The organism is Roseovarius mucosus DSM 17069, from assembly GCF_000768555.3.
In the GTDB taxonomy this organism is placed as follows: Bacteria; Pseudomonadota; Alphaproteobacteria; order Rhodobacterales; family Rhodobacteraceae; genus Roseovarius; species Roseovarius mucosus.
Map to the genome: position 1 here is coordinate 47,131 of NZ_KN293989.1, position 19,210 is coordinate 66,340.

At 57.4% G+C, this 19,210-nt stretch carries 24 protein-coding genes; 14 read left to right on the forward strand and 10 right to left on the reverse strand.

Features of this window, described 5'->3' with window-relative positions; translation table 11 throughout:
• Window position 1: 1 nt before the first annotated feature.
• From ROSMUC_RS16860 to ROSMUC_RS16885, 6 genes are read right to left on the reverse strand one after another with little or no spacing between them, the layout of a single operon-like run.
• Window positions 2–1,375 carry a M23 family metallopeptidase gene (locus ROSMUC_RS16860; protein ID WP_008282827.1) on the reverse strand — a complete coding sequence of 458 codons (1,374 nt, stop codon included), beginning with the start codon at window positions 1,373–1,375 and terminating at the stop codon, window positions 2–4.
• Window positions 1,372–1,998 (reverse strand): SCO family protein, encoded by a 627-nt coding sequence (locus ROSMUC_RS16865; RefSeq protein ID WP_037275514.1) that lies wholly within the window; start codon window positions 1,996–1,998, stop codon window positions 1,372–1,374. The genes ROSMUC_RS16860 and ROSMUC_RS16865 overlap by 4 nt, the downstream gene beginning before the upstream one ends.
• The gene (locus ROSMUC_RS16870) at window positions 1,998–2,465 is read right to left on the reverse strand and encodes a copper chaperone PCu(A)C (RefSeq protein ID WP_008282825.1); all 468 of its coding nucleotides are present in this window, start codon (window positions 2,463–2,465) and stop codon (window positions 1,998–2,000) included. The genes ROSMUC_RS16865 and ROSMUC_RS16870 overlap by 1 nt, the downstream gene beginning before the upstream one ends.
• Before the next feature lie 28 nt (window positions 2,466–2,493).
• Window positions 2,494–3,153 carry a DsbA family protein gene (locus tag ROSMUC_RS16875; RefSeq protein ID WP_008282983.1) on the reverse strand — a complete coding sequence of 220 codons (660 nt, stop codon included), beginning with the start codon at window positions 3,151–3,153 and terminating at the stop codon, window positions 2,494–2,496.
• On the reverse strand, window positions 3,150–3,572 hold the full coding sequence (locus ROSMUC_RS16880) for a disulfide bond formation protein B (protein WP_037239850.1): 423 nt from the start codon (window positions 3,570–3,572) through the stop codon (window positions 3,150–3,152). Before ROSMUC_RS16880 ends, ROSMUC_RS16875 begins: the two co-directional genes overlap by 4 nt.
• 5 nt (window positions 3,573–3,577) lie before the next feature.
• Window positions 3,578–4,144, reverse strand: a complete 567-nt coding sequence (locus ROSMUC_RS16885; RefSeq protein WP_008282981.1) for an SCO family protein — start codon at window positions 4,142–4,144, stop codon at window positions 3,578–3,580.
• 618 nt (window positions 4,145–4,762) lie between these two features.
• Between ROSMUC_RS16885 and ROSMUC_RS16890 the strand changes: the two genes are divergently transcribed.
• From ROSMUC_RS16890 to ccmI, 4 genes are read left to right on the forward strand one after another with little or no spacing between them, the layout of a single operon-like run.
• On the forward strand, window positions 4,763–6,754 hold the full coding sequence (locus tag ROSMUC_RS16890) for a heme lyase CcmF/NrfE family subunit (RefSeq protein WP_008282980.1): 1,992 nt from the start codon (window positions 4,763–4,765) through the stop codon (window positions 6,752–6,754).
• Between the two features lies 1 nt (window position 6,755).
• Window positions 6,756–7,310 carry a DsbE family thiol:disulfide interchange protein gene (locus tag ROSMUC_RS16895; RefSeq protein WP_273183981.1) on the forward strand — a complete coding sequence of 185 codons (555 nt, stop codon included), beginning with the start codon at window positions 6,756–6,758 and terminating at the stop codon, window positions 7,308–7,310.
• Complete coding sequence (locus tag ROSMUC_RS16900) at window positions 7,307–7,792, forward strand: cytochrome c-type biogenesis protein (protein WP_008282978.1); 486 nt, start codon at window positions 7,307–7,309, stop codon at window positions 7,790–7,792. The genes ROSMUC_RS16895 and ROSMUC_RS16900 overlap by 4 nt, the downstream gene beginning before the upstream one ends.
• A complete protein-coding gene (gene ccmI, locus ROSMUC_RS16905; RefSeq protein WP_008282977.1) occupies window positions 7,789–8,940 on the forward strand; it encodes a c-type cytochrome biogenesis protein CcmI in 1,152 nt (383 codons plus the stop codon). Before ROSMUC_RS16900 ends, ccmI begins: the two co-directional genes overlap by 4 nt.
• A gap of 99 nt (window positions 8,941–9,039) precedes the next feature.
• Here the strand turns inward: ccmI and ROSMUC_RS16910 are convergent, their stop codons facing one another.
• On the reverse strand, window positions 9,040–11,142 hold the full coding sequence (locus ROSMUC_RS16910) for a protein-disulfide reductase DsbD family protein (protein WP_008282976.1): 2,103 nt from the start codon (window positions 11,140–11,142) through the stop codon (window positions 9,040–9,042).
• A 573-nt stretch (window positions 11,143–11,715) separates the two neighbouring features.
• On the opposite strand from ROSMUC_RS16910, the gene ROSMUC_RS16920 reads away from it, so the two are divergent.
• The 6 genes from ROSMUC_RS16920 (at window position 11,716) to ROSMUC_RS16945 (ending at window position 16,274) form a co-directional block, all read left to right on the forward strand.
• Window positions 11,716–12,144 carry a MerR family transcriptional regulator gene (locus ROSMUC_RS16920; RefSeq protein WP_008282975.1) on the forward strand — a complete coding sequence of 143 codons (429 nt, stop codon included), beginning with the start codon at window positions 11,716–11,718 and terminating at the stop codon, window positions 12,142–12,144.
• Window position 12,145: 1 nt separating this feature from the next.
• Entirely contained in the window at window positions 12,146–12,472 is a 327-nt protein-coding gene (locus ROSMUC_RS16925; RefSeq protein WP_008282974.1) for a YnfA family protein, read from the forward strand.
• 79 nt (window positions 12,473–12,551) lie between these two features.
• Window positions 12,552–13,286, forward strand: coding sequence for a cytochrome c biogenesis CcdA family protein (locus tag ROSMUC_RS16930; protein ID WP_008282973.1), 735 nt, complete (start codon window positions 12,552–12,554; stop codon window positions 13,284–13,286).
• Window positions 13,287–13,379: 93 nt separating this feature from the next.
• Complete coding sequence (locus ROSMUC_RS16935) at window positions 13,380–14,150, forward strand: transglutaminase-like domain-containing protein (RefSeq protein WP_008282972.1); 771 nt, start codon at window positions 13,380–13,382, stop codon at window positions 14,148–14,150.
• Window positions 14,140–15,084: a cation diffusion facilitator family transporter gene (locus ROSMUC_RS16940; RefSeq protein WP_008282971.1), complete on the forward strand. Its 945-nt coding sequence runs from the start codon at window positions 14,140–14,142 to the stop codon at window positions 15,082–15,084. Before ROSMUC_RS16935 ends, ROSMUC_RS16940 begins: the two co-directional genes overlap by 11 nt.
• Before the next feature lie 434 nt (window positions 15,085–15,518).
• Entirely contained in the window at window positions 15,519–16,274 is a 756-nt protein-coding gene (locus tag ROSMUC_RS16945) for a hypothetical protein (RefSeq protein ID WP_085976983.1), read from the forward strand.
• Between the two features lie 103 nt (window positions 16,275–16,377).
• Here ROSMUC_RS16945 and ROSMUC_RS16950 read toward each other — a convergent pair whose 3' ends face one another.
• The 3 genes from ROSMUC_RS16950 to ROSMUC_RS16960 form a co-directional block, all read right to left on the reverse strand.
• A complete protein-coding gene (locus ROSMUC_RS16950) occupies window positions 16,378–16,602 on the reverse strand; it encodes a hypothetical protein (RefSeq protein ID WP_008282968.1) in 225 nt (74 codons plus the stop codon).
• Between the two features lie 166 nt (window positions 16,603–16,768).
• Window positions 16,769–17,026 (reverse strand): helix-turn-helix domain-containing protein, encoded by a 258-nt coding sequence (locus ROSMUC_RS16955; RefSeq protein ID WP_037275519.1) that lies wholly within the window; start codon window positions 17,024–17,026, stop codon window positions 16,769–16,771.
• 124 nt (window positions 17,027–17,150) lie between these two features.
• A complete protein-coding gene (locus tag ROSMUC_RS16960) occupies window positions 17,151–17,402 on the reverse strand; it encodes a hypothetical protein (RefSeq protein ID WP_037275520.1) in 252 nt (83 codons plus the stop codon).
• Between the two features lie 210 nt (window positions 17,403–17,612).
• Here ROSMUC_RS16960 and ROSMUC_RS16965 point away from each other — a divergent pair, with 210 nt between their 5' ends.
• Genes ROSMUC_RS16965 through ROSMUC_RS16980 form a run of 4 tightly spaced genes read left to right on the forward strand, consistent with a single transcriptional unit; the run spans window position 17,613 to window position 19,206 of the window.
• Window positions 17,613–17,981, forward strand: coding sequence for a hypothetical protein (locus ROSMUC_RS16965; RefSeq protein ID WP_009807505.1), 369 nt, complete (start codon window positions 17,613–17,615; stop codon window positions 17,979–17,981).
• 43 nt (window positions 17,982–18,024) lie between these two features.
• Window positions 18,025–18,645, forward strand: a complete 621-nt coding sequence (locus tag ROSMUC_RS16970) for a lytic transglycosylase domain-containing protein (RefSeq protein WP_037275522.1) — start codon at window positions 18,025–18,027, stop codon at window positions 18,643–18,645.
• A complete protein-coding gene (locus tag ROSMUC_RS16975; RefSeq protein WP_012187323.1) occupies window positions 18,642–18,935 on the forward strand; it encodes a TrbC/VirB2 family protein in 294 nt (97 codons plus the stop codon). Before ROSMUC_RS16970 ends, ROSMUC_RS16975 begins: the two co-directional genes overlap by 4 nt.
• A complete protein-coding gene (locus ROSMUC_RS16980) occupies window positions 18,928–19,206 on the forward strand; it encodes a VirB3 family type IV secretion system protein (protein ID WP_037275523.1) in 279 nt (92 codons plus the stop codon). Before ROSMUC_RS16975 ends, ROSMUC_RS16980 begins: the two co-directional genes overlap by 8 nt.
• Window positions 19,207–19,210 lie beyond the last annotated feature (4 nt).

Genomic DNA, 19,210 nt, shown 5'->3' on the forward strand with positions numbered 1-19,210 from the left:
ATTAAAGCCTTTCGGTTGTTGTTTGCATAAATTCGCTGGTGAGCCTCTCGGCCAGTAGCGTGCGTGCCTCAGCCAATCGCTCAAGTGCAGCCGTGTCATCCGCATCCCGCTCGGCCGCCTCTGCCAGTCGGTCGTCTGAGAGAGGATCCGTCGGGCGACCATCGACAAGAACCTCATAATGCAGATTGGGGCCGGTCGCGGTGCCGGTCGCACCGACGCGACCGATCATGTCTCCGGCCATCACGCGCTGCCCTTGTTCGAGTGTGTCCGGCACCTCGCTGAGATGTGCGTATCGTGTCAGGGTGTCGGATCCATGCGCTATCTCCACCACCCGGCCATATCCACCGCGACGTCCGATGAAGCTCACGCGTCCGGGCGCCGTCGCTTTCACCGGCGTACCGCTTGCTGCAGCAAAGTCGACGCCGGTGTGCATGCGCACATTCCCATAGACTGGGTGTGTGCGACGGCCAAAGACGGAACTCAGCCGCGCTCCTTCCACCGGTTGGGCAAAGACACGCAGGACCTCTCCATCAACATAGATCGTCGCTTTGCCGCTGCCGTCATCCGGCCAGACGATCTCGTAGACCGTTTCACCAAGATTCAGTGCGGCAAAGGCAAGTTCGGGCTGACCGATCCTCTCGTTTCCGTCGCGCGCTTCGCGCCAAAGAAGACGCATCGTCTCGCCACCGGAAAGTTCGCGTCGAAAATCCACTGTGCCGCCCAGCATCTGCGCCATGTCGACCGCAAAGCGAGCAGGGATGCCCGCCTTGTCCAATGCCGCGAAGACAGAGCTTTCGATCACTGCCTCGCCCGCGAACGTCACCATTTCAGGGTCTGGCTCCAACACGCGTGTGACAAGTTCCTGACCAAAGACCGTTTCGATCCGCACCCCATCGTCAACTGCCAGTTCCACGCGGCTCGGATTTCCGTCCACCTTTGAGATCACAGTGATCTCATGGCCCGGGCGCAATCGGCGCAGGTCATATTCTGCACCAAGCGCGAGCGCGATTTCGGCACGCGCAGGCGCAGCGATACCCGCGTTCGCCAGGACCGCATCCAGCGTCTCGCCCGACGCGATCTCACGCGACCAGGTTATCAAAGGCGGTTCAATCTCGGGCAAGGCGGTTTCTGCGAAGACGGATTGCAAGAGCGGCAGAGGTCGCATTGGGCTAGCATTGTCGGCGTGAAATGCAGCGGGCGTTGTCACATCGTAGTCGGCGATCTGAGGCATCGAGAGCGGATCGGGAGTCCAGAGGGTGGCTTCAGCAATCGCAGGAGGCACTGGCTCTTTGGAAAGAACGCCAGATATGGCGATGGCGGTCACCGAAAAAGCGCCTGCGACCACAGCGCTCGCCAAAACAATTCTAATATTCATGTTGCCCCCTCTACGTCTTCTGTCAGTGCACGCCGGATCTTCGGCACTGCGAATTCTCTTGGCTCGTGATAGTCAATCATGGTGACGAGTTCACCCTTGGCATCGAACAGGAATACGCTTGCCGTATGGTTCATTGTATAGTCGCCGCCTTCGGTCGGAACGCGCTCATACGAGGCACGAAATGCTTCTACAGCGCGGGAAATCTGGTCTTCCGGTCCCGTCCAGCCGCGAATGGCCGGATGAAAATAGCCGACATATTCGGCCATGGCCTCGGCCGTGTCCCGCTCTGGATCGACTGTGATGAAGACCACGTTCATCCGCGCGGCGTCGTCCCCGAGATCTTCAAGCCAACCTGAGATATCCGATAACGTCGTGGGGCAGACATCCGGGCAGTAGGTGAACCCGAAAAACACCATGGTCGGGCGTCCAATCAGGGCTTCTGGGCCCACTTCATTGCCTTCGTGATCGGTCAGTCGGAAATCCATCGCCGACAGGGGGAGAGGCCTTTGGCCGGCCGGTTTTGGTGCGCCGGGACCGTCTACCCGCCACCAGCCGACCCCGAGCATCAGAGCGACAGCGCCTACACCGGCTGCACCGTATTGGACCACATGCCGACGCTGCATCAGCTCTCCGGCCCGCGCGCGGCGATCCCCAGAATTGGGACCTCAACAGTCACTTCACCACCGTCCGAGAACGTCAGTGTCAGTGGGAAGGTCTCGCCTTCGATCATCGGGTTTTGCAGCTTCATGAGCATGGCGTGCAGTCCGCCCGGTTCCAATGCTACGCTTTGGCCCGGTTCAATCGTGATTTCGTCAGCAGGCGCCATAGAACTGACGCCGTCGGCGTTGGTTTTCGTCTCATGGATCTGGGGCATCACGGCCAGTGGTGTTGTAAGCCCGGTCAGCGTGACCGTGTCTTCACCGGTGTTGCGCACAGTCATATAGGCGGCACCAGGGCGGTTGACCCCGATTGAAGCACGGGACCACGCGTTTTCGACGACCACATCCTCCGAACCGGCAAATGCCGGAGTCGACATGCCCGAGAGCAGTAAGACAAGGGTCAAACCGTTGATGTAAGATAGTTTTGTCATGAAGAATTCTCCTGTATCTGGCCGAGCATCAACTTTGGCTGGCCGCAACTTCCGCCGCCACCAGTCGCCGCAGTTCTGCCTCACCAAACGGGTCCAATGGCTTGGCGTTGACGAAGAACGTGGGCGTTTGTCGAACGCCAACCGCTTCGACATCAGCGCGGTCCTGATTGAGCACGGCCACGACACCGGGGGCCAGCATCTGTGTCCGAGCAGCTTCGACATCCAGACCACCGCTTGCGGCAATCTCAAGGATCAAACCCGGTGCCGGAGTGCCATGGGACGCCCATCGCGGCTGCTCGCGCAGGACCGCTTCCAGCACGGGTTCGAACACATGCTGCATCCGCGCAGCTTCGAGAACACGGATCGCTTCCACCGAAGCGTCCCCGTGAAAGGCAGTGTATCGAATGACGACACGGACCGCATCACCGTGCTCAGTCATGATATCCTTGACCACGGGATAGAAGGCGCGGCAGGCCTCGCAAGCTGGATCGAAAAACTCGACAATCGTGACAGGTGCCGTTTCGGGGCCGAGGATCGGGGAATAGGGCCGGATCAGCACATCGTTCACTTCAGGCGCGACAGGGACTGCCTCTGCAATGGGTTGGGGGCGGGTGGCATACCAGGCCGCGCCGCCAAAACCTGCGGCACCAACAGCCAGAACGGATAGAACGAGACCGCGTCGATTCATGTTTGTTTTTCCTTCAGTGAAATGGCCGACAGCACCCCGATCATCGTGAAGGCGACAAGCGCCATCAGCGGAATCGGAATGCCGAAGACCACCTGGTTGTCGTCGGTACAAGAGGGGCCGGTCGCCTTGCAGGGCTGGATCGCCTCGGGGATCAGCCCGACATAGAGGCCGATGTGATACAACGCCACCGCCGCCCCCCCAAGCGCCAGCGCAACGCCATAGCGCCCCACGCGAGGATCTTGCCACCACAGCCCGAGCCCAAGAACGACAGCCAGGGGGAACATGAAGGCGCGCTGGAACCAGCAAAGGACGCAAGGCGTTTGACCAAGAACCTCGCCAATAAAGAGCACGGCAAGCGATGAGATAAGCGCAATGATCCAAGCAAGAACAAGGGCCGTTTCTCCGGAAAGTCGGGTCATGGCGATCAGATCCTCTCTCTCAGATCCGCAAGGATCTCTTCGGCGGGTGTGCCGTAGGGCCAGGAATCGGCGAAGCCCGCCTGCGGATCAAAAAGGAACAGGTGCGATGTGTGCCCCATTGTATAGCCATCCGGCGCGCTGGCCTCTTCGATCCGTTCGAAGTAGATCGGAAAGGTTTCAGCGGTCTCAGCGATCTGATCGGATGTTCCGGTCAGACCGATGATGCCTGCATCAAAGCGCGGCACAAAGTCGGCAAGAGCCATTGGCGTATCGCGTTCGGGATCAATCGAGATGAAGATCGGCTGCACTTTTGCGGCATCCTCGCCAAGTCCATCCATGACCGCCGCCACCTCTGCAAGCGTCGTCGGGCAGACATCTGGGCAATTGGCGAACCCGAAGAACACAAGCATCCAGCGACCCGCAAAGTCCTCTTCGGTGCGGATCATGCCCATATGGTCCGTCAGTTCGAACTGCGCAAGGAAAGGTGGTTCGGTCTCGGCTTGGGAAATATCGGCGCGGTAGTCCGCCCACAGTAACAGCCAGATGAAAACGAGCGCCGCGACGCCCGCCAATACCCATAGCACTTTTTGAAGACCTGAAAGCTTCACGCCGCTCCGCCCGAATTTGATTCTATATTTTAAGCGCGTTTACACCCTCTAGCTACTGTAGGTTCAAGCGTGATTCTTGCCCTGCGGCAGCACGTCACGCACCTGTGAAGCTAATGCTCTCTATTCAGCGCTTCAAAACCTGCCGTCACTCAATGTTTCGCTGCTTCGTCTGACCCTGCAGGTGGCCATCAAGGGAAGGCAACGGCAATTTCCGCTAAATCCGACGCCTGCGGAAACCGGGCCTGCAGATACAAAGCTGCTACGCAGATGCACTGCAAGCATGGGTCATTTTTTAAGGTATCAGTCTAAAATAACGCTTGAACCTACAGCGACTACAGGAACTACAAAGGACGCGAATCAACTGTCGGATCCTGCTCACGGCATGCACGCGCAAAGAACTTCATCCCATTCGGTTTTCCGCCCAACCCCAACTCGGTTGCGATTCACAGAAGCGAACACAGGCGGAAAGTGGAGAATGTCGCGATATGATCTCACTAGAATGGACGATGAACATGCTGAACTATCCCGATGCGGAAACCTTGTCCGGCTCGGATGCAGAAGCGCTACTCAGGAGGACGCAAAATGACACCTGAGATCGGACAATTCGCCCTTACCCTCGCGCTTGCCGTCGCGATTGTTCAAAGCATCTTGCCAATTGTCGGAGCAAGCACGGGACGCGTGCTTTGGATGGAAAGTGCAAAGACAACAGCGGTGCTTCAGGTGACGTTAGTTGCAATTGCGTTTGGCGCGCTCATGCGCTCCTTTGTTGTCAGTGATTTCACGGTTCGAAACGTGGTTGAAAATTCCCACTCTCTGAAGCCGATGATCTTCAAGGTTGCCGGCACTTGGGGCAGCCACGAAGGGTCTCTAGTTCTCTGGACCTTTATTCTCGTACTTTTCGGGGCTGGGGTCGCGCTGCTGGGCAGAAACATTCCGGTTGGTCTCAAAGCGCGAACTCTATCCGTTCAAGCCTGGATCAGCGTCGGTTTCCTGAGCTTCATGCTCTTTACATCCAATCCGTTCGAGCGGGTGTTTCCGCCGCCTCTGGATGGCACAGACCTTAATCCTCTGCTGCAGGACATCGGGTTGGCGATGCATCCCCCGCTCTTGTATTTTGGGTATGTCGGCTTCTCGATCGTCTTCTCCTTCGCGGTCGCGGCTCTGATAGAGGGTCGGGTGGATCCCGCATGGGCGCGTTGGGTGCGGCCTTGGACTCTGACGGCCTGGATCAGCCTCACTGCGGGGATCGCACTCGGCTCTTGGTGGGCCTATTACGAACTTGGCTGGGGCGGCTGGTGGTTTTGGGACCCGGTGGAAAACGCATCCTTCATGCCATGGCTGCTGGGTACGGCACTCCTGCACTCCGCTATCGTCACGGAAAAGCGGGACACGTTCAAAAGCTGGACCATTCTTTTGGCCATCCTGACCTTTTCACTGTCACTTCTGGGGACATTTATCGTCCGATCCGGCATTTTGACATCCGTTCACGCGTTCGCGGTCGACCCGGCGCGCGGCGTGTACATTCTCGGCCTTCTTGGCGTAACCATTGTCGGCTCACTGACACTTTACGCATGGCGCGCGCCTCAGCTTGGATCGGGTGGCGTATTTCGGCCGATTAGCCGCGAGGCGGGGCTTTTGCTCAACAACCTTCTGCTCGCGACCGCAACGGCGACCGTCCTTTTTGGAACACTCTATCCGTTGTTTGTGGAAGCGGTGACTGATGAAAAGATCTCTGTAGGACCACCGTATTTCAACGCGACGTTTATCCCTTTCATGCTGCCGCTAGTCATCATCATGGGAATTGGCCCATTCCTGTCTTGGAAACGGGCCGATCTTCCCGGTATCTGGCAGCGGCTGCGTTTGGTTTTTGGTATCGCGATTGGTGTTGCGGGGATCGTTTGGTACCTTCAGACAGACGGGCCCCTGCTTGCAGTGGTCTCAATAGGGATTGCAGCCTGGGTTTTTGTTGCAACGTTGCGCGAATGGGCGTTGCGCATCAAGCTCTTTGATTTACCCCTTTCACAGTCGCTGCGTCGCGCGCGGAACTTGCCGCGCGCTGCGCACGGTATGACGCTCGCGCATCTTGGCGTTGCAATGCTTGTGCTTGGGTTTGTAGGTTCCACAGCCTGGAAGGAAGAACGTGTTCTTTTCGCAGAACCGGGGACGACCGTGGAAATCGCCGGTTTTGAGGTAATATTCGACGGTGTCGAACGGTTGCGTGGTCCAAACTACATCGCACAACAAGGCCAGCTTCGCGTCTTGAAAGATGGACGGGAGATTACGCTTCTTCGTCCGGAGCGCAGAAACTATCCAGTTGCGGGGACGTCCACAACCGAATCTGCAATCCGATCAACGCTCAGAGGTGATCTCTACGTCACCATCAGTGAGCCTGCGACCGAAAAGGCGTCGGGCCAGTGGAATTTGCGCATTCTCTACGAACCACTGGTTAATTGGATATGGATCGGAGCGACGATGCTGGTGCTTGGCGGGTCCCTTTCGCTATCGGACCGCAGATTGCGGGTGGGTGCGCCGTCGCCAAAAAGCCGGTCGTCAGCGCTTCAACCGGCGGAATGATATGATGAAGAAAATCCTTCTCGCGATGCCAGCGCTGGTCGCAGTGGTCTTGGGTGGATTTTTGTTCTGGGGGCTCAACCCAGACCGAGATCCTAACGCAATTCCTTCCGCTTTGGTCTCCGAACCAGTTCCGGATTTTGAGCTTCCACCGGTAGAGAGCACGCAGACCCCCGGACTGTCGGCCGCAGCCCTTCGTAGCATTGGCGAGCCGGTTTTGGTCAATGTATTCGCTTCATGGTGCGTGCCCTGTCGTGCTGAGCATGCGGTGCTAACCAGGCTTGTTGAACAGGACGGTGTTCGGCTGATGGGGATTAACTACATGGACAAACCAGCAGATGCCGCAAACTGGCTGGAGGAGCTTGGCAACCCCTATGAGAGGATCGGATCAGACAGCGAGGGCCGGGTCGGTATCGAATGGGGTATTTCGGGGGTGCCTGAGACGTTTGTGATCGATGCGAACGGTATCGTAGTCTATCGCTACGTTGGTCCCATTGTGACGCCAGAGGCACAGGATGAAATTCGTGCTGCGTTGGCCGCAGCAGGTGGTCAATCATGAAGAGTTGGCTCTATTCACTGGTGCTGATGCTTTCCGCAACAACCGCGGCATGGGCTGTGGAGCCAGATGAGTTGCTGGATGATCCGGTGCTTGAGTCGCGCGCCCGGGAGCTCTCAAAGCAGCTACGCTGCGTTGTCTGCCAGAATCAGGATATCGATAGCTCAAATGCGGGTGTTGCCCGAACGATGCGCACCTTGCTGCGCGAACGTCTGATTGCAGGTGAAACAAATGACGAGATCATTGCGTTTTTCGTAGATCGATATGGTGACTTCGTCCTGTTCAGGCCGCGACTGAAACCCGCCACGTATCTGTTGTGGTTCGGACCAGCGGTTCTTTTTGCCGTTGGGATTGGCGTTGTCTTTGTCACAATCAGGTACCGAAGCAGGGCCGTTCTTGATGGCACTGCTGATCCACTGAGCCCCGATGAAGAGCGTGAGTTCGAAGCCATTTTTCATGAAAATGAAGGACGGAGAGACCCATGATTTGGTTGGTGTTAGGCGCGATGGCATCCATCACTGTCCTTCTGTTCTTGTCCGGTCTCTATCGAACGGGTGAAGTCCTGAACAGAAAGGATGGAGCGTTGGTTATCCTCAAGGATCAGCTTTCCGAAATTGATACTGATCAAGAGCGGAATCTGATATCCGTTACCGAGGCCGACGCGGCCAGGGTTGAAATCAAACGCCGCATTCTGGCTGCCGGTCGGCTTGCGACACGTGAATCGTCGCGCGCAAGTGGGCGAAGCACCATCTTCGCGTCCGCCATTGCCACGCCATTGGTAGCCTTCGCTCTGTATTCTCAAATCGGCTCGCCACAGATCGAAAGCCAGCCTCTGGCGTCTCGCGCATCTGAAACCCAGGAAGCCGCAAACCTCTCAGAGTTGACCCAGAGACTAAAAACCCGGCTTGAAGCAGACGAGTCTGGTGGACCAAGTGATGGTTGGGTTCTGCTCGGTCAGACCTATATGCGTATGGCTCGTTACGATGATGCCGCCGATGCATTCGAACGCGTCACTGTCCGCGACAATGCAGATATCTCAACCCTATTGCTATATGCCGAGGCCTTGATCGCAGCCGAGAACGGGATCGTGACGCCGCAAGCGGAAAGCGTGATCGAACGCGCATCGGAGATGGCCCCCGATGATCCAGGCCCAATTTTCTATAGAGCCCGGATCCTCGAACAGGACGGGGTTCCAGATGAAGCGAGGACGCTTTTGATCGAGCGCCTCAAGAGAGCGGATCGCGCCTATCCGTGGATGGAACTTTTCCTGTCTGTCGCCAACCGATTGGGGGAACAGGTTGGAGAGAGCCCTGTCACCCTAGCTGATTTCTTTCCGGACTCTCGGGACGCGCGTAGCCCCGGTGCGGCCGATATCGAGGCCGCTCAGGACATGTCGGTCGAGGAACGCAGCGCTTTCGTCCGCTCCATGGTTGACCGCTTGGCGGCGCGATTGTTGGATGACCAAGACAATCTTGAAGGATGGCTTCGGCTTGCGGAGGCGTACAGTGTATTGGGTGACTTTGATGCTGCCCAGAACGCCGCCGACAATGCGCGCACCTTGGCCGAAAGCCTTCCGGAAACCGACCCTATGCGTGCCGCCGCCACGGCCCGATTGGATCGGATCAACAAATAAATTGGGGCCGCGTGGTCTCAGATACATAACAGCTTTCCTTTCACCTGAAACTAAACCACTGTAGGTTCTGCCTCCCTTGAGCAATGCAACGGCACTATGTCATCGTTTTCGGACAGCGCTGAGATTGGCAGCCGACAGTGCTTCGAGAACGGCATCCGCAGATAGTAGTTCAGATAAAATGATACCTTCAGGAGCATCTGGACCGTAGACGATGTTGAGCGGAATTGCGTATCTGCCGTGCGCCTCGAGATAGGATTGGATTTTCGCGTCCGGTCGCGTCCAATCCGCGCGCATCGCAATCACGCCTTCCTCGCCAAGTGCTCCCAAAACTGGTTCACGATCCAGGACCAGGGTTTTGTTTGCTTTACAAGTGATGCACCAATCCGCAGTAACGTCCACGAAGACAGTTTTGCCCTGCGACACTTCACGCGCGATCCGGGACCGGTCGAACTCGACCCAGTAAGAAGTGATCGAGGCTGTTACATCATCGGAGCTTTTTGGCAGCAGTGCAGGGGCCGCCAACGTCATGCCCAAAACCGCAGTCATTCCCCACAGCAAACCGTTACGAGGCTGAACCTGATAGGCTCTCGCCGCCAGTACGATGAGCCCAAGACCCAGCAGCACCAGGCCTGTGAGAGTTGGCGACGTCACACCAATCAAGACCCAGCATAGCCATGCAACGGTTCCGGCAAGCAGCAATCCGAGAACGATCTTCACGCTTATCATCCAGGGTCCCGGTTTGGGCAGTCGAGACAGGAAACCAGGCCAAGCGGCAACCAGAATATATGGCAGTGCAAGCCCAATCCCCATCGCTGTGAAAACCGCAAGTATATCGCCTGTCGTGCCAGAAAGGGCGAAGGCAATGGCTGTCCCCAGCAACGGGGCTGAACAAGGCGTTGCAAGTATCGCAGCCAGAGCGCCGGTGGAGAAGTCTTCGGCATACCCCCGCCCAAAGCGGCCAGATAGCCTAACCATCCAGCTGCTGGGCAAAGAAATTTCAAAAACTCCAAACAAATTTGCCGCAAAGAGTCCGACAACGAGAATGAGTGCAATTAGGAAATATGCATTCTGAAACTGCACACCCCATCCAACGGCATATCCGAGCGTCTGCAGCGCTATGACCGCCAAGGCCAGCACCCACATAAAAGCAACAGTTCCCACAGCCGTAGCGAGAAATCCCGCGCGCAATTGTGAAAGGGAGCGATTCTTCATTCGGAGCGCCGACCCGAACTTAATCGATAGAACTGGCAAGACGCATGGCATTGCGTTCAGTATCAACCCTCCCAGGAAGGACAGCAAGAGAATCGGGAAAAACTGACCCCTATCTTGGCTGGTCTCGGATGCGTAAGGTGGCGCAGGTACAACGTCGGTAGTGTTCACATCATCGAATGTAACCGCGACACCCTCGTCTACGACCGTAATTCGAAGGGAGGTTTGTTCCTCGCTTAACGCGAGAATCGGGATACTTGCCCAGAGACCGGTGCGATCACTTGTAAGGCGGATGTCGGGTGCGCCGAATGCAGAGCCTGCACCAAACTCTGGAAAAAGATCGGGATTGTTCCAGCCAGAAGGCCGCGTCATTTGAACAACCAATGCCTGATCCTGCTTCAGCGATGCGCCCGAGACCGCTATTGCACTTTCTGGCCCTGCAACAGGTACGCGAGCGGCCCATGTCGCGATATCGGTCGCGGCTTTCGCATCGACGCCCGTTCCCAATGGCACAGGGAGTGTCAATTCAAACCTTTCCGGAATGCACACATTGGAGCAGATCAGCAGATCGACGAGTCCCTTCAGCTCGGCCGCTCTATCAGAGTTCGCAAGCCGCAACTGCAATGGAAATATTACTTGTTTGGCATAGCCGAAATTTTCAATTCCGAAGGCGCGGAAACGCGTGGGTGCGGGCCAAAGCATGTCGACGGATTCAAGGTTTGTGGACCCCTCCCAATCGATCTCTGGCGGCAGGCCAACCTCGCCTGGCGACCGCCAGTACGCTTTCCATCCTTCCTCCAGTTCAATCTTCAAACCCGCCGAAAGGAACTGCGATCCTGGGGCGATTCCTGCTTCCGCGACGATCAAACGTGCCGTCAGAACTTCGGAACGATACGCATTGGATTCCAAGGCGCGAACAGGGCTTGCCACAAAAACAAGAAAGAGTGCGAGACTGATAAGCAATCCCTGATACCCTGCCAAGGTTGTACGCATATTCTGACCTCTTTTTCTTCGCGCTCAGTCTCGGGAAGTTACAGCAACGTGCTAGTCCCGAACGCCTTTGTGACGGCGTCGACCCCTCAAACAGTGGGCAGAGCCAAGACTCCGACCAACTAGGCGACAGCGATGCTCGTCTGGGCTTCCTACAAAACAGTCGTTTTTCCGCGTCGAACGCAAGCTGGACCCGCTCTCCATGGTGTCGCGCTCTCAGGCTAGCGCCGTTTCAAGGTTAGTCCTTTTTTGTCTGTTCACGATACTTACGATAGTGCGCCCGTCGAGACCCGATGCTGGGCGACAAAATAGTCGCACCACAACAACGACCAGATGAAAACGAGCGCCGCCACACCCGCCAAAACCCGTAGTACTTTCTGAAGACCTGATAGCCGCACGCCGCTCCGCCCGAATTTGATTCTATATTTTAGGCGCGTTTACACCCTCTAGCTACTGTAGGTTCAAGACCTATTCTGGATGAAAGAGCGATGTTCACTGACCTGTGAGATGCCGAGCGGAACTTGTGCAAAAAAACGCTTAAAGCTACACGGGCTGTAGATAGTTTGGAGAGGTGATATGCTCACAATCGGCACTTTGGCAAAAAGGACCGGGACGAAGGTGCAGACGATCCGCTATTACGAGCAGATCGGACTCCTGCCCGAGCCCGGGCGATCGGCTGGCGGTCAGCGGCGCTATGGAGATAGTGAGCTTGACCGCTTGTCTTTCGTCCGGCATGCGCGGCAACTCGGGTTCTCGCTGGACGCAATCCGTGAGCTTCTTGATCTGAGCGATCATCCAGACAAGTCGTGCGCGGAGGCCGATGCCATCGCTCGCCGACAACTCAAGCAGGTTGAGCAACGTATGGCCCGACTTGAAGCCCTTCGGACAGAATTGCAGAGGATGGTGCACGAATGCAGCGGCGGGCACACGGCCGATTGCCGTGTGCTGGAGGTGTTGCGCGACCATTCCGAGTGCCTGACGGACCACGACGAGATCGGCGCCTGAGATGACCGCAGTGCTCGTCTATCCGCTCGCGGCCTTGGCTGAGATCGCCGGATGCTTTGCCATCTGGGCATGGTGGCGTCTTGGCGCGTCCCCACTTTGGCTTGTCCCCGGTGTGGCGGCGCTGGTGGCGTTCGGCTGGCTTCTGGCTCAGGTCGACACTGTGGCTGCGGGACGCGCCTTTGCCGCCTATGGTGGGATCTATATTGCCGCGTCCATTCTCTGGATGTGGCTCGCCGAAGGGCACCGGCCGGACAGGTGGGATCTGCTCGGCACCACTGTATGCTTGTTGGGTGCTGCCATCATCCTCGCGGCACCCCGCGGAGCGTAATAAAACGGCATTGCTCCTACAGTAGCTTTAGCTTTTACAACGGTGCGCGTTTCACAGGCTAAAGCAAGGCAGGAATTGAATGTTCGAAATCTCAGGTGTTGGAATCGTCGCGGCTTTTCTGGGTGGCGCTATATCCTTTCTGTCGCCTTGCGTCTTGCCTCTTGCACCTGGCTACGTCTCTTACATCGCGGGACAGCCCGCCGCGAAATCCGGGGCGGCGCGCAGCATTGCCGAACGGGCGCGCAGCGTGGTCCTGAGTTTGTGGTTCGTGCTCGGGTTTTCGACAGTCTTCGTGGCGCTCGGGGCCGGGGCAAGTCTTTTGGGCGGGATGCTCTTGCGCTGGAAATACGAACTCGGGCTTGCGGGTGGCTTCTTGATCGTCTTGTTCGGACTTGTCATGATGGGCGCGATCAAGATCCCCGCAATGATGCGTGACACGAGGCCCGACGTAAAAGTTGACGGCGGCAGCGCCGTTGGAGCCTACCTTTTGGGTCTTGCCTTTGCCTTTGGCTGGACGCCCTGCATAGGCCCTGTGCTTGGGTCGATCCTGGCAGTAAGCGCGACATCTGGAGCGGACGGGATGGCCTTGCTGGCAATCTACTCCGCAGGGCTTGGACTGCCGTTTCTAATCATAGCGCTCTTCACCAACGAGATTGCAGGCAGGCTAAAGCGGATCGGTGCGGCTGGTCGATGGCTCTATCGTATATCGGGCGGACTGATGGTGCTGATGGGTATCGGCGTGATGACAGGTCAGATCAGCCGCCTTGCCTTCTGGCTGCTCGAAACCTTCCCGGCCCTTGGCACTATCGGATAGAGCTGTGATCGAAAGTAACATTTGAGAAAAGGCTTGTCTCTCTAGTCACTGTAGAGATTAAGACTCCTCGTGAACGATTCGAGGAGAGACCCTGTGGCACCCACCGATTCCTATTTAACCGCAACAAGACTGCTGGATTTTGACTCGCCCTCAATCTCGAACCTGGTACGAGATCGTGGCTGGCATGACCTTGCCCGTGTCGACCGGATTGGCGCGGTTTATGACTTTGTCCGGAACGTGATTGCGTTCGGCTACAACCGCGTCGACGACATTCCCGCCTCTGCGGTGCTGACCGACGGCTACGGGCAGTGCAACACGAAAGGGACGCTTCTCATGGCACTGCTGCGCAGCGTAGGCATCCGCTGCCGACTGCACGGCTTCACCATCCACAAGGCCCTGCAGCGTGGCGTGGTGCCCGAATTGGTCTACCCCCTCGCACCGTCCGAAATTCTGCACTCGTGGGTCGAAGTCGAAACAGAAGAGGGCTGGATCAATCTCGAAGGCTTCATTCTGGACGCCCCCTTCCTGCAGTCGCTTCAGAAGGAATTCAGCGAAACAGAAAGCCTTTGCGGCTACGGCGCTGGAACGGATTGCCTGAGTGCGCCACCAGTCAGTTGGAACGGCGGCAGCACTTATATTCAGAAAACCGGTATCGTTCGTGATTTTGGAACCTTTGATGCGCCCGATGACTTTTATTTGAAATATAGTCAGAACTTCGGATTTGCGCGTGACTTTCTCTATCGCCACGTCATCCGTCACTGGATGAATGCCCGGGTTCGCCGCATCCGTCGTGGAATGTTGCCAAAGGTCCCTGGTCTCAGTCGACCGAACCACAGCCATGAGGAGAACAACCGTGCCGCATGATCATGGCCATACCCACATTGATCCTGAATCAGGTGATCGTAGGGTCTCCATCGCAATCTGGGCCAACGGGCTTCTGACCGTCGCGCAGATCGTTGGCGGCATCCTTTCCGGCAGCCTGGCGCTGATCGCAGATGCCCTACACAATTTTTCGGACATGGCGTCACTGGTGATCGCGTTCGTTGCGCGCAAAATCGCCAGACGACCCGCCGATGAACGCATGACATTCGGCTATGGTCGGATTGAAATCGTCGCGGCACTCATCAACTACACGACCCTGATCCTGATCGGTTTCTACCTGATCTATGAGGGTGGCATGCGGATGATCGACCCGCCCGAGGTCGCTGGTTGGACGGTGGTGATCCTGGGCGGTGTGGCACTCGTCGTCGACACGTTGACGGCGCTGCTCACCTATTCGATGCAGAAAGGCAGTGTGAACATCCGTGCGCTTTTCCTGCACAACCTGTCGGACGCTTTGGCCTCTGTGGCAGTCATCATTGGAGGGTCCCTGATCATCCTCTACGACATGCGATGGGTCGATCCCGCAATCACCATCGGCATTGCCCTTTACATCCTCTATCTGGCTTTCACTGAGATTGGCGGTCCGATCAGAACCCTGATGCTCGGCAGCCCACCCGACATCGACAATGCAGCCGTCGTTGAGGCGCTGCGGAGCGTCGATGGTGTAGCGGACGTTCACCACGTGCATCTGTGGCAGATGGAGGAGCACAAGGCGGCGCTGGACTGCCACGTGGTGCTGACAGCGGGCGGCTGGGGTAAAATCGAAAAGATCAAGGCAGCGATCAAGGACCGGCTGAAGGAGGACTTCAACATCGCCCATTCCAGCCTGGAGTTCGAACACGAAGACCGCGCACACGAAAACGCCGACCTCTACGGTCACGGCAAGCCTGAAGAGGAGGAGAACCGTTTTCACTGAGCTTGTGAGAGGTCATGAAGGTGTGATCGACGTCGATTGCGAGTGCAAGCTAAGCGACAGCGACCTGAAACGGGTGCACGGCCTGCTTCAAGCCAGCCTGGCCTGGTCCTCGAACTCACGAGGTTCGAAGCCTTCAAGGTTCCGTCTGCTTCTGAGCCGTTGCAGAACTGCTGAGAGCCCGAATGCGTCCTATTCGCCAAACAGATTTAGGTAGAACCGATTTAAGGGCAATTCGAGACTCATTTGACGATCGAGATGGCTCGGACGCTTTGACATGCCGTGGGATTGGCGCAGCGCGGAACGTGGCGGATGACGACGGGCGGCTCGGTCACCTCGCGATCTTGCTGACCGCCGCAACCGCAACACGCATCATCATTGTTGCAATAGTATATTTTCGTAGGTATGCTGGGTGAAGATTGTCAAGGGTCCTTGCCATGCGTTTCGAATTCAAAAACCTCCCTCTGGCGGCCTTTTTAGCTCTCGCCTTGACCGGCCCAACAGTTCCGACACAAGCACGCGCCCAAACCTATCAGATCGATTGTGCCATCCTGCTGTGTTTGTCCGGTGGATGGCCAGCTTCCGTGCCCTGCGCCCGCGCACGGGCCGAGTTCATCCGGCGCATAACTCCATGGCCGGTGGAGCCGCCGCTTCAGATTTGGCGCTGCCCGATGGGTGCGTCTTACGATGGACCTGCTAGATCGCGGCCCGCGGACCGGATCTTCGATGCCCTATATGGTGATTCAGGAACCCCTCCAAACTCTTCAACCCCGCTCTTCGATCAGGCAGCCAGGGCAGGCGGGATGCTTGGGCGCAAAGGCTCCAACGCGGCTTGGGACAACCTCGTAAGGGCTGATTACGCCCTCCAGCTCGTAAAAGACCGCGCCGACATCGATATCAGCGGGCCGGAATTCAACTTCGTGCGTTCCATCCGCGTCTTTGACGTTCGTTATGCCCGCCAGCACGAATCCGGGCGAGATGGCGACTGCAACCGCAGCGCCGCCGTTGTCCTCGGCACCTACGGGATCCAGGGCGATTTTTCTTGGAGGGTGTCGTCACCCGCAGCGCTTCCTGATGCGCATGCCGGTCTCGAGCGATGGGGCGAGCACTGCCCGAGCATTTATCACAGATCCGTCTTCGTTGAGTGGCGTGACTATAGCGGGAATTACGGTTTTGAGCAGGTCAATTACTGACTATTGAGCCGCAGCGAAGTCGCGCAGGGCCTTGTACGAAATCAAACCTGCAACGCAGGCACACTCACACAATCGAGGGCCATAAAGGCCATATTCTACCATGTCAGTCGTTGCGACAGGGCAGCTGCATGAGAGACGCGAAGTCAATTTCGGCTTTATCCGCATCGCAGAGCTCCGGGTAAATCTTTGAGACACGCTGCGGGCCATGGATGTCCCACCGGATTGCCAGAGCACCTGTGTTCCAGCGATATACCCAGCCGACAATGGTTTCTTCATCGGTTGCAATCAAATTGGCGATCGCGACGCCTTCGACCTCATTTTCGTTCACTGTTTACTGACTTCCTGCAATTTGGCGTTGCGGATAGCAGCTCAGATCCAAAGCGTTTGCTGCAACCGTGTGCCGGGCCTCGTTAAAATCGGTTACTGTTCGTCCTCGCGGTAACGAATTCACACCGGGAGAAGTCAGCTCCCGTGTTCTCGAAAGATGAAATGGATCAAATCCGGTGGTCGGGCTCCGTGGCGGCTTCAACGATCGCCAGAACCTTGAAGGGGTCAAAGCCAATGGCGCGCGCAAGGACGACCAGCTCGACGACGTCGACCCGGCGCTGGCCGCTTTCAATGCGCGCCACAAGTGATTGATGGCACTTGAGCTTGACCGCCAAGTCCTCCTGACCGAGGCCCGCCTTGATGCGGGCGTCGACCAATGCTTGGCAGAGTGCCACCTGTCCTGTGCTTCTGATTGTCTTTGCCACGCGTCACATACCTTTTGTGACGTCGCTAGCGGATGAAATCTGTTATCTAAAAAGTAGATATATGAGGGTGTTATCGGCGTCTGGTTTCCATGGGCTGCAAGTCTGATGCTCCCGAGGTTGCCCATCAATCCCCTGCCAATTGCAGAAATCGGCCATAGTCCTCGCTGACTTCGCGCGCTTCCTCGAAGGCGCGGGCGCGTTCGCTGTCGAGGCAACGGAAGTAGCTCTGGATATCCTGAATGTAATCTTCGAAATCGCCACGGATGATGTCTGCATAGTCCCGCGCTGCCTGCGAATCGCTTGGCAGGAAGGGACGGGCCGGGGCGAAGCAGGATTCCGCCAAAACTGGTCCGGGAACGCAGATCAGAAGGACCATAGCTTGCAATGGGAGCAGGCCTGTCAACCTTGGGTTTCTCAAACCTGTTATCTCCTTGATCGCAGACACTGGCCGTGACTAGTGTTTGCGTGACCAAACTACAGCTAAAGCACGATATTACATCTTGCGGTTGATAGTATACTATCGTAACTCTGGGCTTCAAGTGGGAATGCCTGGGGTCGCGCCATTGGAGAAAGCGTGAGCCGGGCCATGAACTGGGACATCGAAGCACCAAATGTGGTTACGGAAGCCAGGTTCCGCGAACTCGTGGAAAGCGGCTATAGCGCAGAAATCCTGTGCCAGGAGTCGGCACATAAGAAAGGCCCCAGCTATTACGGGGTCTGGATTATGCGCGTTGTCTCTGATGATGGCGTGGAAAAGCTCCTCGTCACCGCCCGCACGCGGACGACCTACAACGATATCAAGATCCGCGAGTTCAAGACGATCTCCGGCGTGGTGTCTTTCTTTATTGGCCTTGGCTTTGCACATGTCGACCTGCCGCTTGAGGCGGGGACAAGCCGTACGCATAAACTCGCCCCGCCAGACAAAGCGCCATCAGACAAGGGCGCTGGCAGCTAACCTCGTCTGTCTCTGGCTGGTCGCAGCACCTGCCTCAGCGCAAATGGTCCTGGTCATGGAGAGCGACGGCTCTCTGACCCCATCCCGGTCTCAGAGCAGTTTTGCCCGGAACTACAATGACGGCGTTGGTCAGGGATCGGCGTCCGATGGTTTGGCCATTCTTGGTGAGACTGAAGCAGCTTCCGAGCCTGAAGCGCTGAGGTTTGCAGCACTCTCTCGTCCCGCACCCTTGCCCCGCGCAGACGTTCTCTCGGGCATCGAGGCAACGGCCCTGCGTTATGCCGGCCATCCCGGTTTGCGCCGCGCAGGATTGTCCGTCACGGATTGGCTGGCTCTCTACCGGGCCCATATCGAAGTGGAGAGCGCCTACCGGCAGGATGCAATCTCGAGCGCGGGCGCCATCGGCCTCGGTCAATTGATGCCCGCAACCGCGCGCGACCTCGGCGTTGACCCGCGTGACCCGCTGCAAAACCTCGACGGTTCCGCCCGGTACCTCGCGATGATGCTGGAGCGCTTCGGCGATCCGCATCTGGCGCTGGCTGCCTACAACGCCGGTCCCGGCGCCGTGCGCCAACACGGTGGCATTCCCCCTTACCGAGAAACCCAGAACCACGTGGCCCGCGTCATGGCCGTCGTGAACCGATTGGAAGGATCAAATTCATGAGACAGATTTCAAACCTCTTTGTCGCCTCGCTGGCGCTATTCCTGCTGATTGCCGAACCCGCCCTTGCACAGAGCATTGATCTCTCCCCGATCCAGAGCCTGTTACAGGGCATCGTCGATGCGCTGACCGGCCCACTTGGCGTTGTCATCGCGACGCTAGCCGTTCTCGGCGTTTTCTTGAGCTGGTTCTTCAACATCATCGATCTGCGCCAGGCGCTATGGGTACTGGTCGGCATCGCTGGCGTCGCCGCCGCCCCCACCATCGTTGCCGCGGTCTTTGCCGGTGGCTGAGCGCTCGCCCCTCTTTCTCGGCCTCGTGCGCCCGCCCAAGCTTCTGGGCCTGCCCATCATGTATGCGATGGTCTGGCTCTTCGGTTCGGTGCTCTTGTTCGTCTGGGTCCAGCACATCGCGGTGCTGGGTTTCGCCGCCCTGCTCTATCCGGTGCTGTGGAAGGCCGCGGATTGGGACCCGCGCTTCATCGACGTGATGATGACAGCGCTGCAAGAAACGCCACCTACGCGGAACCGCAACATTCATGGCGGGGACAGCTATGCGCCCTAATGCA

Bases quoted from the DNA above. Each gene is read 5' to 3' on its own strand.
- ROSMUC_RS16860 (WP_008282827.1), bottom strand. From the start codon at position 1,375: ATGAATATTAGAATTGTTTTGGCGAGCGCTGTGGTCGCAGGCGCTTTT.
- ROSMUC_RS16865 (WP_037275514.1), bottom strand. From the start codon at position 1,998: ATGCAGCGTCGGCATGTGGTCCAATACGGTGCAGCCGGTGTAGGCGCT.
- ROSMUC_RS16870 (WP_008282825.1), bottom strand. From the start codon at position 2,465: ATGACAAAACTATCTTACATCAACGGTTTGACCCTTGTCTTACTGCTC.
- ROSMUC_RS16875 (WP_008282983.1), bottom strand. From the start codon at position 3,153: ATGAATCGACGCGGTCTCGTTCTATCCGTTCTGGCTGTTGGTGCCGCA.
- ROSMUC_RS16880 (WP_037239850.1), bottom strand. From the start codon at position 3,572: ATGACCCGACTTTCCGGAGAAACGGCCCTTGTTCTTGCTTGGATCATT.
- ROSMUC_RS16890 (WP_008282980.1), top strand. From the start codon at position 4,763: ATGACACCTGAGATCGGACAATTCGCCCTTACCCTCGCGCTTGCCGTC.
- ROSMUC_RS16895 (WP_273183981.1), top strand. From the start codon at position 6,756: ATGATGAAGAAAATCCTTCTCGCGATGCCAGCGCTGGTCGCAGTGGTC.
- ROSMUC_RS16900 (WP_008282978.1), top strand. From the start codon at position 7,307: ATGAAGAGTTGGCTCTATTCACTGGTGCTGATGCTTTCCGCAACAACC.
- ccmI (WP_008282977.1), top strand. From the start codon at position 7,789: ATGATTTGGTTGGTGTTAGGCGCGATGGCATCCATCACTGTCCTTCTG.
- ROSMUC_RS16910 (WP_008282976.1), bottom strand. From the start codon at position 11,142: ATGCGTACAACCTTGGCAGGGTATCAGGGATTGCTTATCAGTCTCGCA.
- ROSMUC_RS16920 (WP_008282975.1), top strand. From the start codon at position 11,716: ATGCTCACAATCGGCACTTTGGCAAAAAGGACCGGGACGAAGGTGCAG.
- ROSMUC_RS16925 (WP_008282974.1), top strand. From the start codon at position 12,146: ATGACCGCAGTGCTCGTCTATCCGCTCGCGGCCTTGGCTGAGATCGCC.
- ROSMUC_RS16930 (WP_008282973.1), top strand. From the start codon at position 12,552: ATGTTCGAAATCTCAGGTGTTGGAATCGTCGCGGCTTTTCTGGGTGGC.
- ROSMUC_RS16945 (WP_085976983.1), top strand. From the start codon at position 15,519: ATGCGTTTCGAATTCAAAAACCTCCCTCTGGCGGCCTTTTTAGCTCTC.
- ROSMUC_RS16960 (WP_037275520.1), bottom strand. From the start codon at position 17,402: ATGGTCCTTCTGATCTGCGTTCCCGGACCAGTTTTGGCGGAATCCTGC.
- ROSMUC_RS16965 (WP_009807505.1), top strand. From the start codon at position 17,613: ATGAACTGGGACATCGAAGCACCAAATGTGGTTACGGAAGCCAGGTTC.
- ROSMUC_RS16970 (WP_037275522.1), top strand. From the start codon at position 18,025: ATGGTCCTGGTCATGGAGAGCGACGGCTCTCTGACCCCATCCCGGTCT.
- ROSMUC_RS16975 (WP_012187323.1), top strand. From the start codon at position 18,642: ATGAGACAGATTTCAAACCTCTTTGTCGCCTCGCTGGCGCTATTCCTG.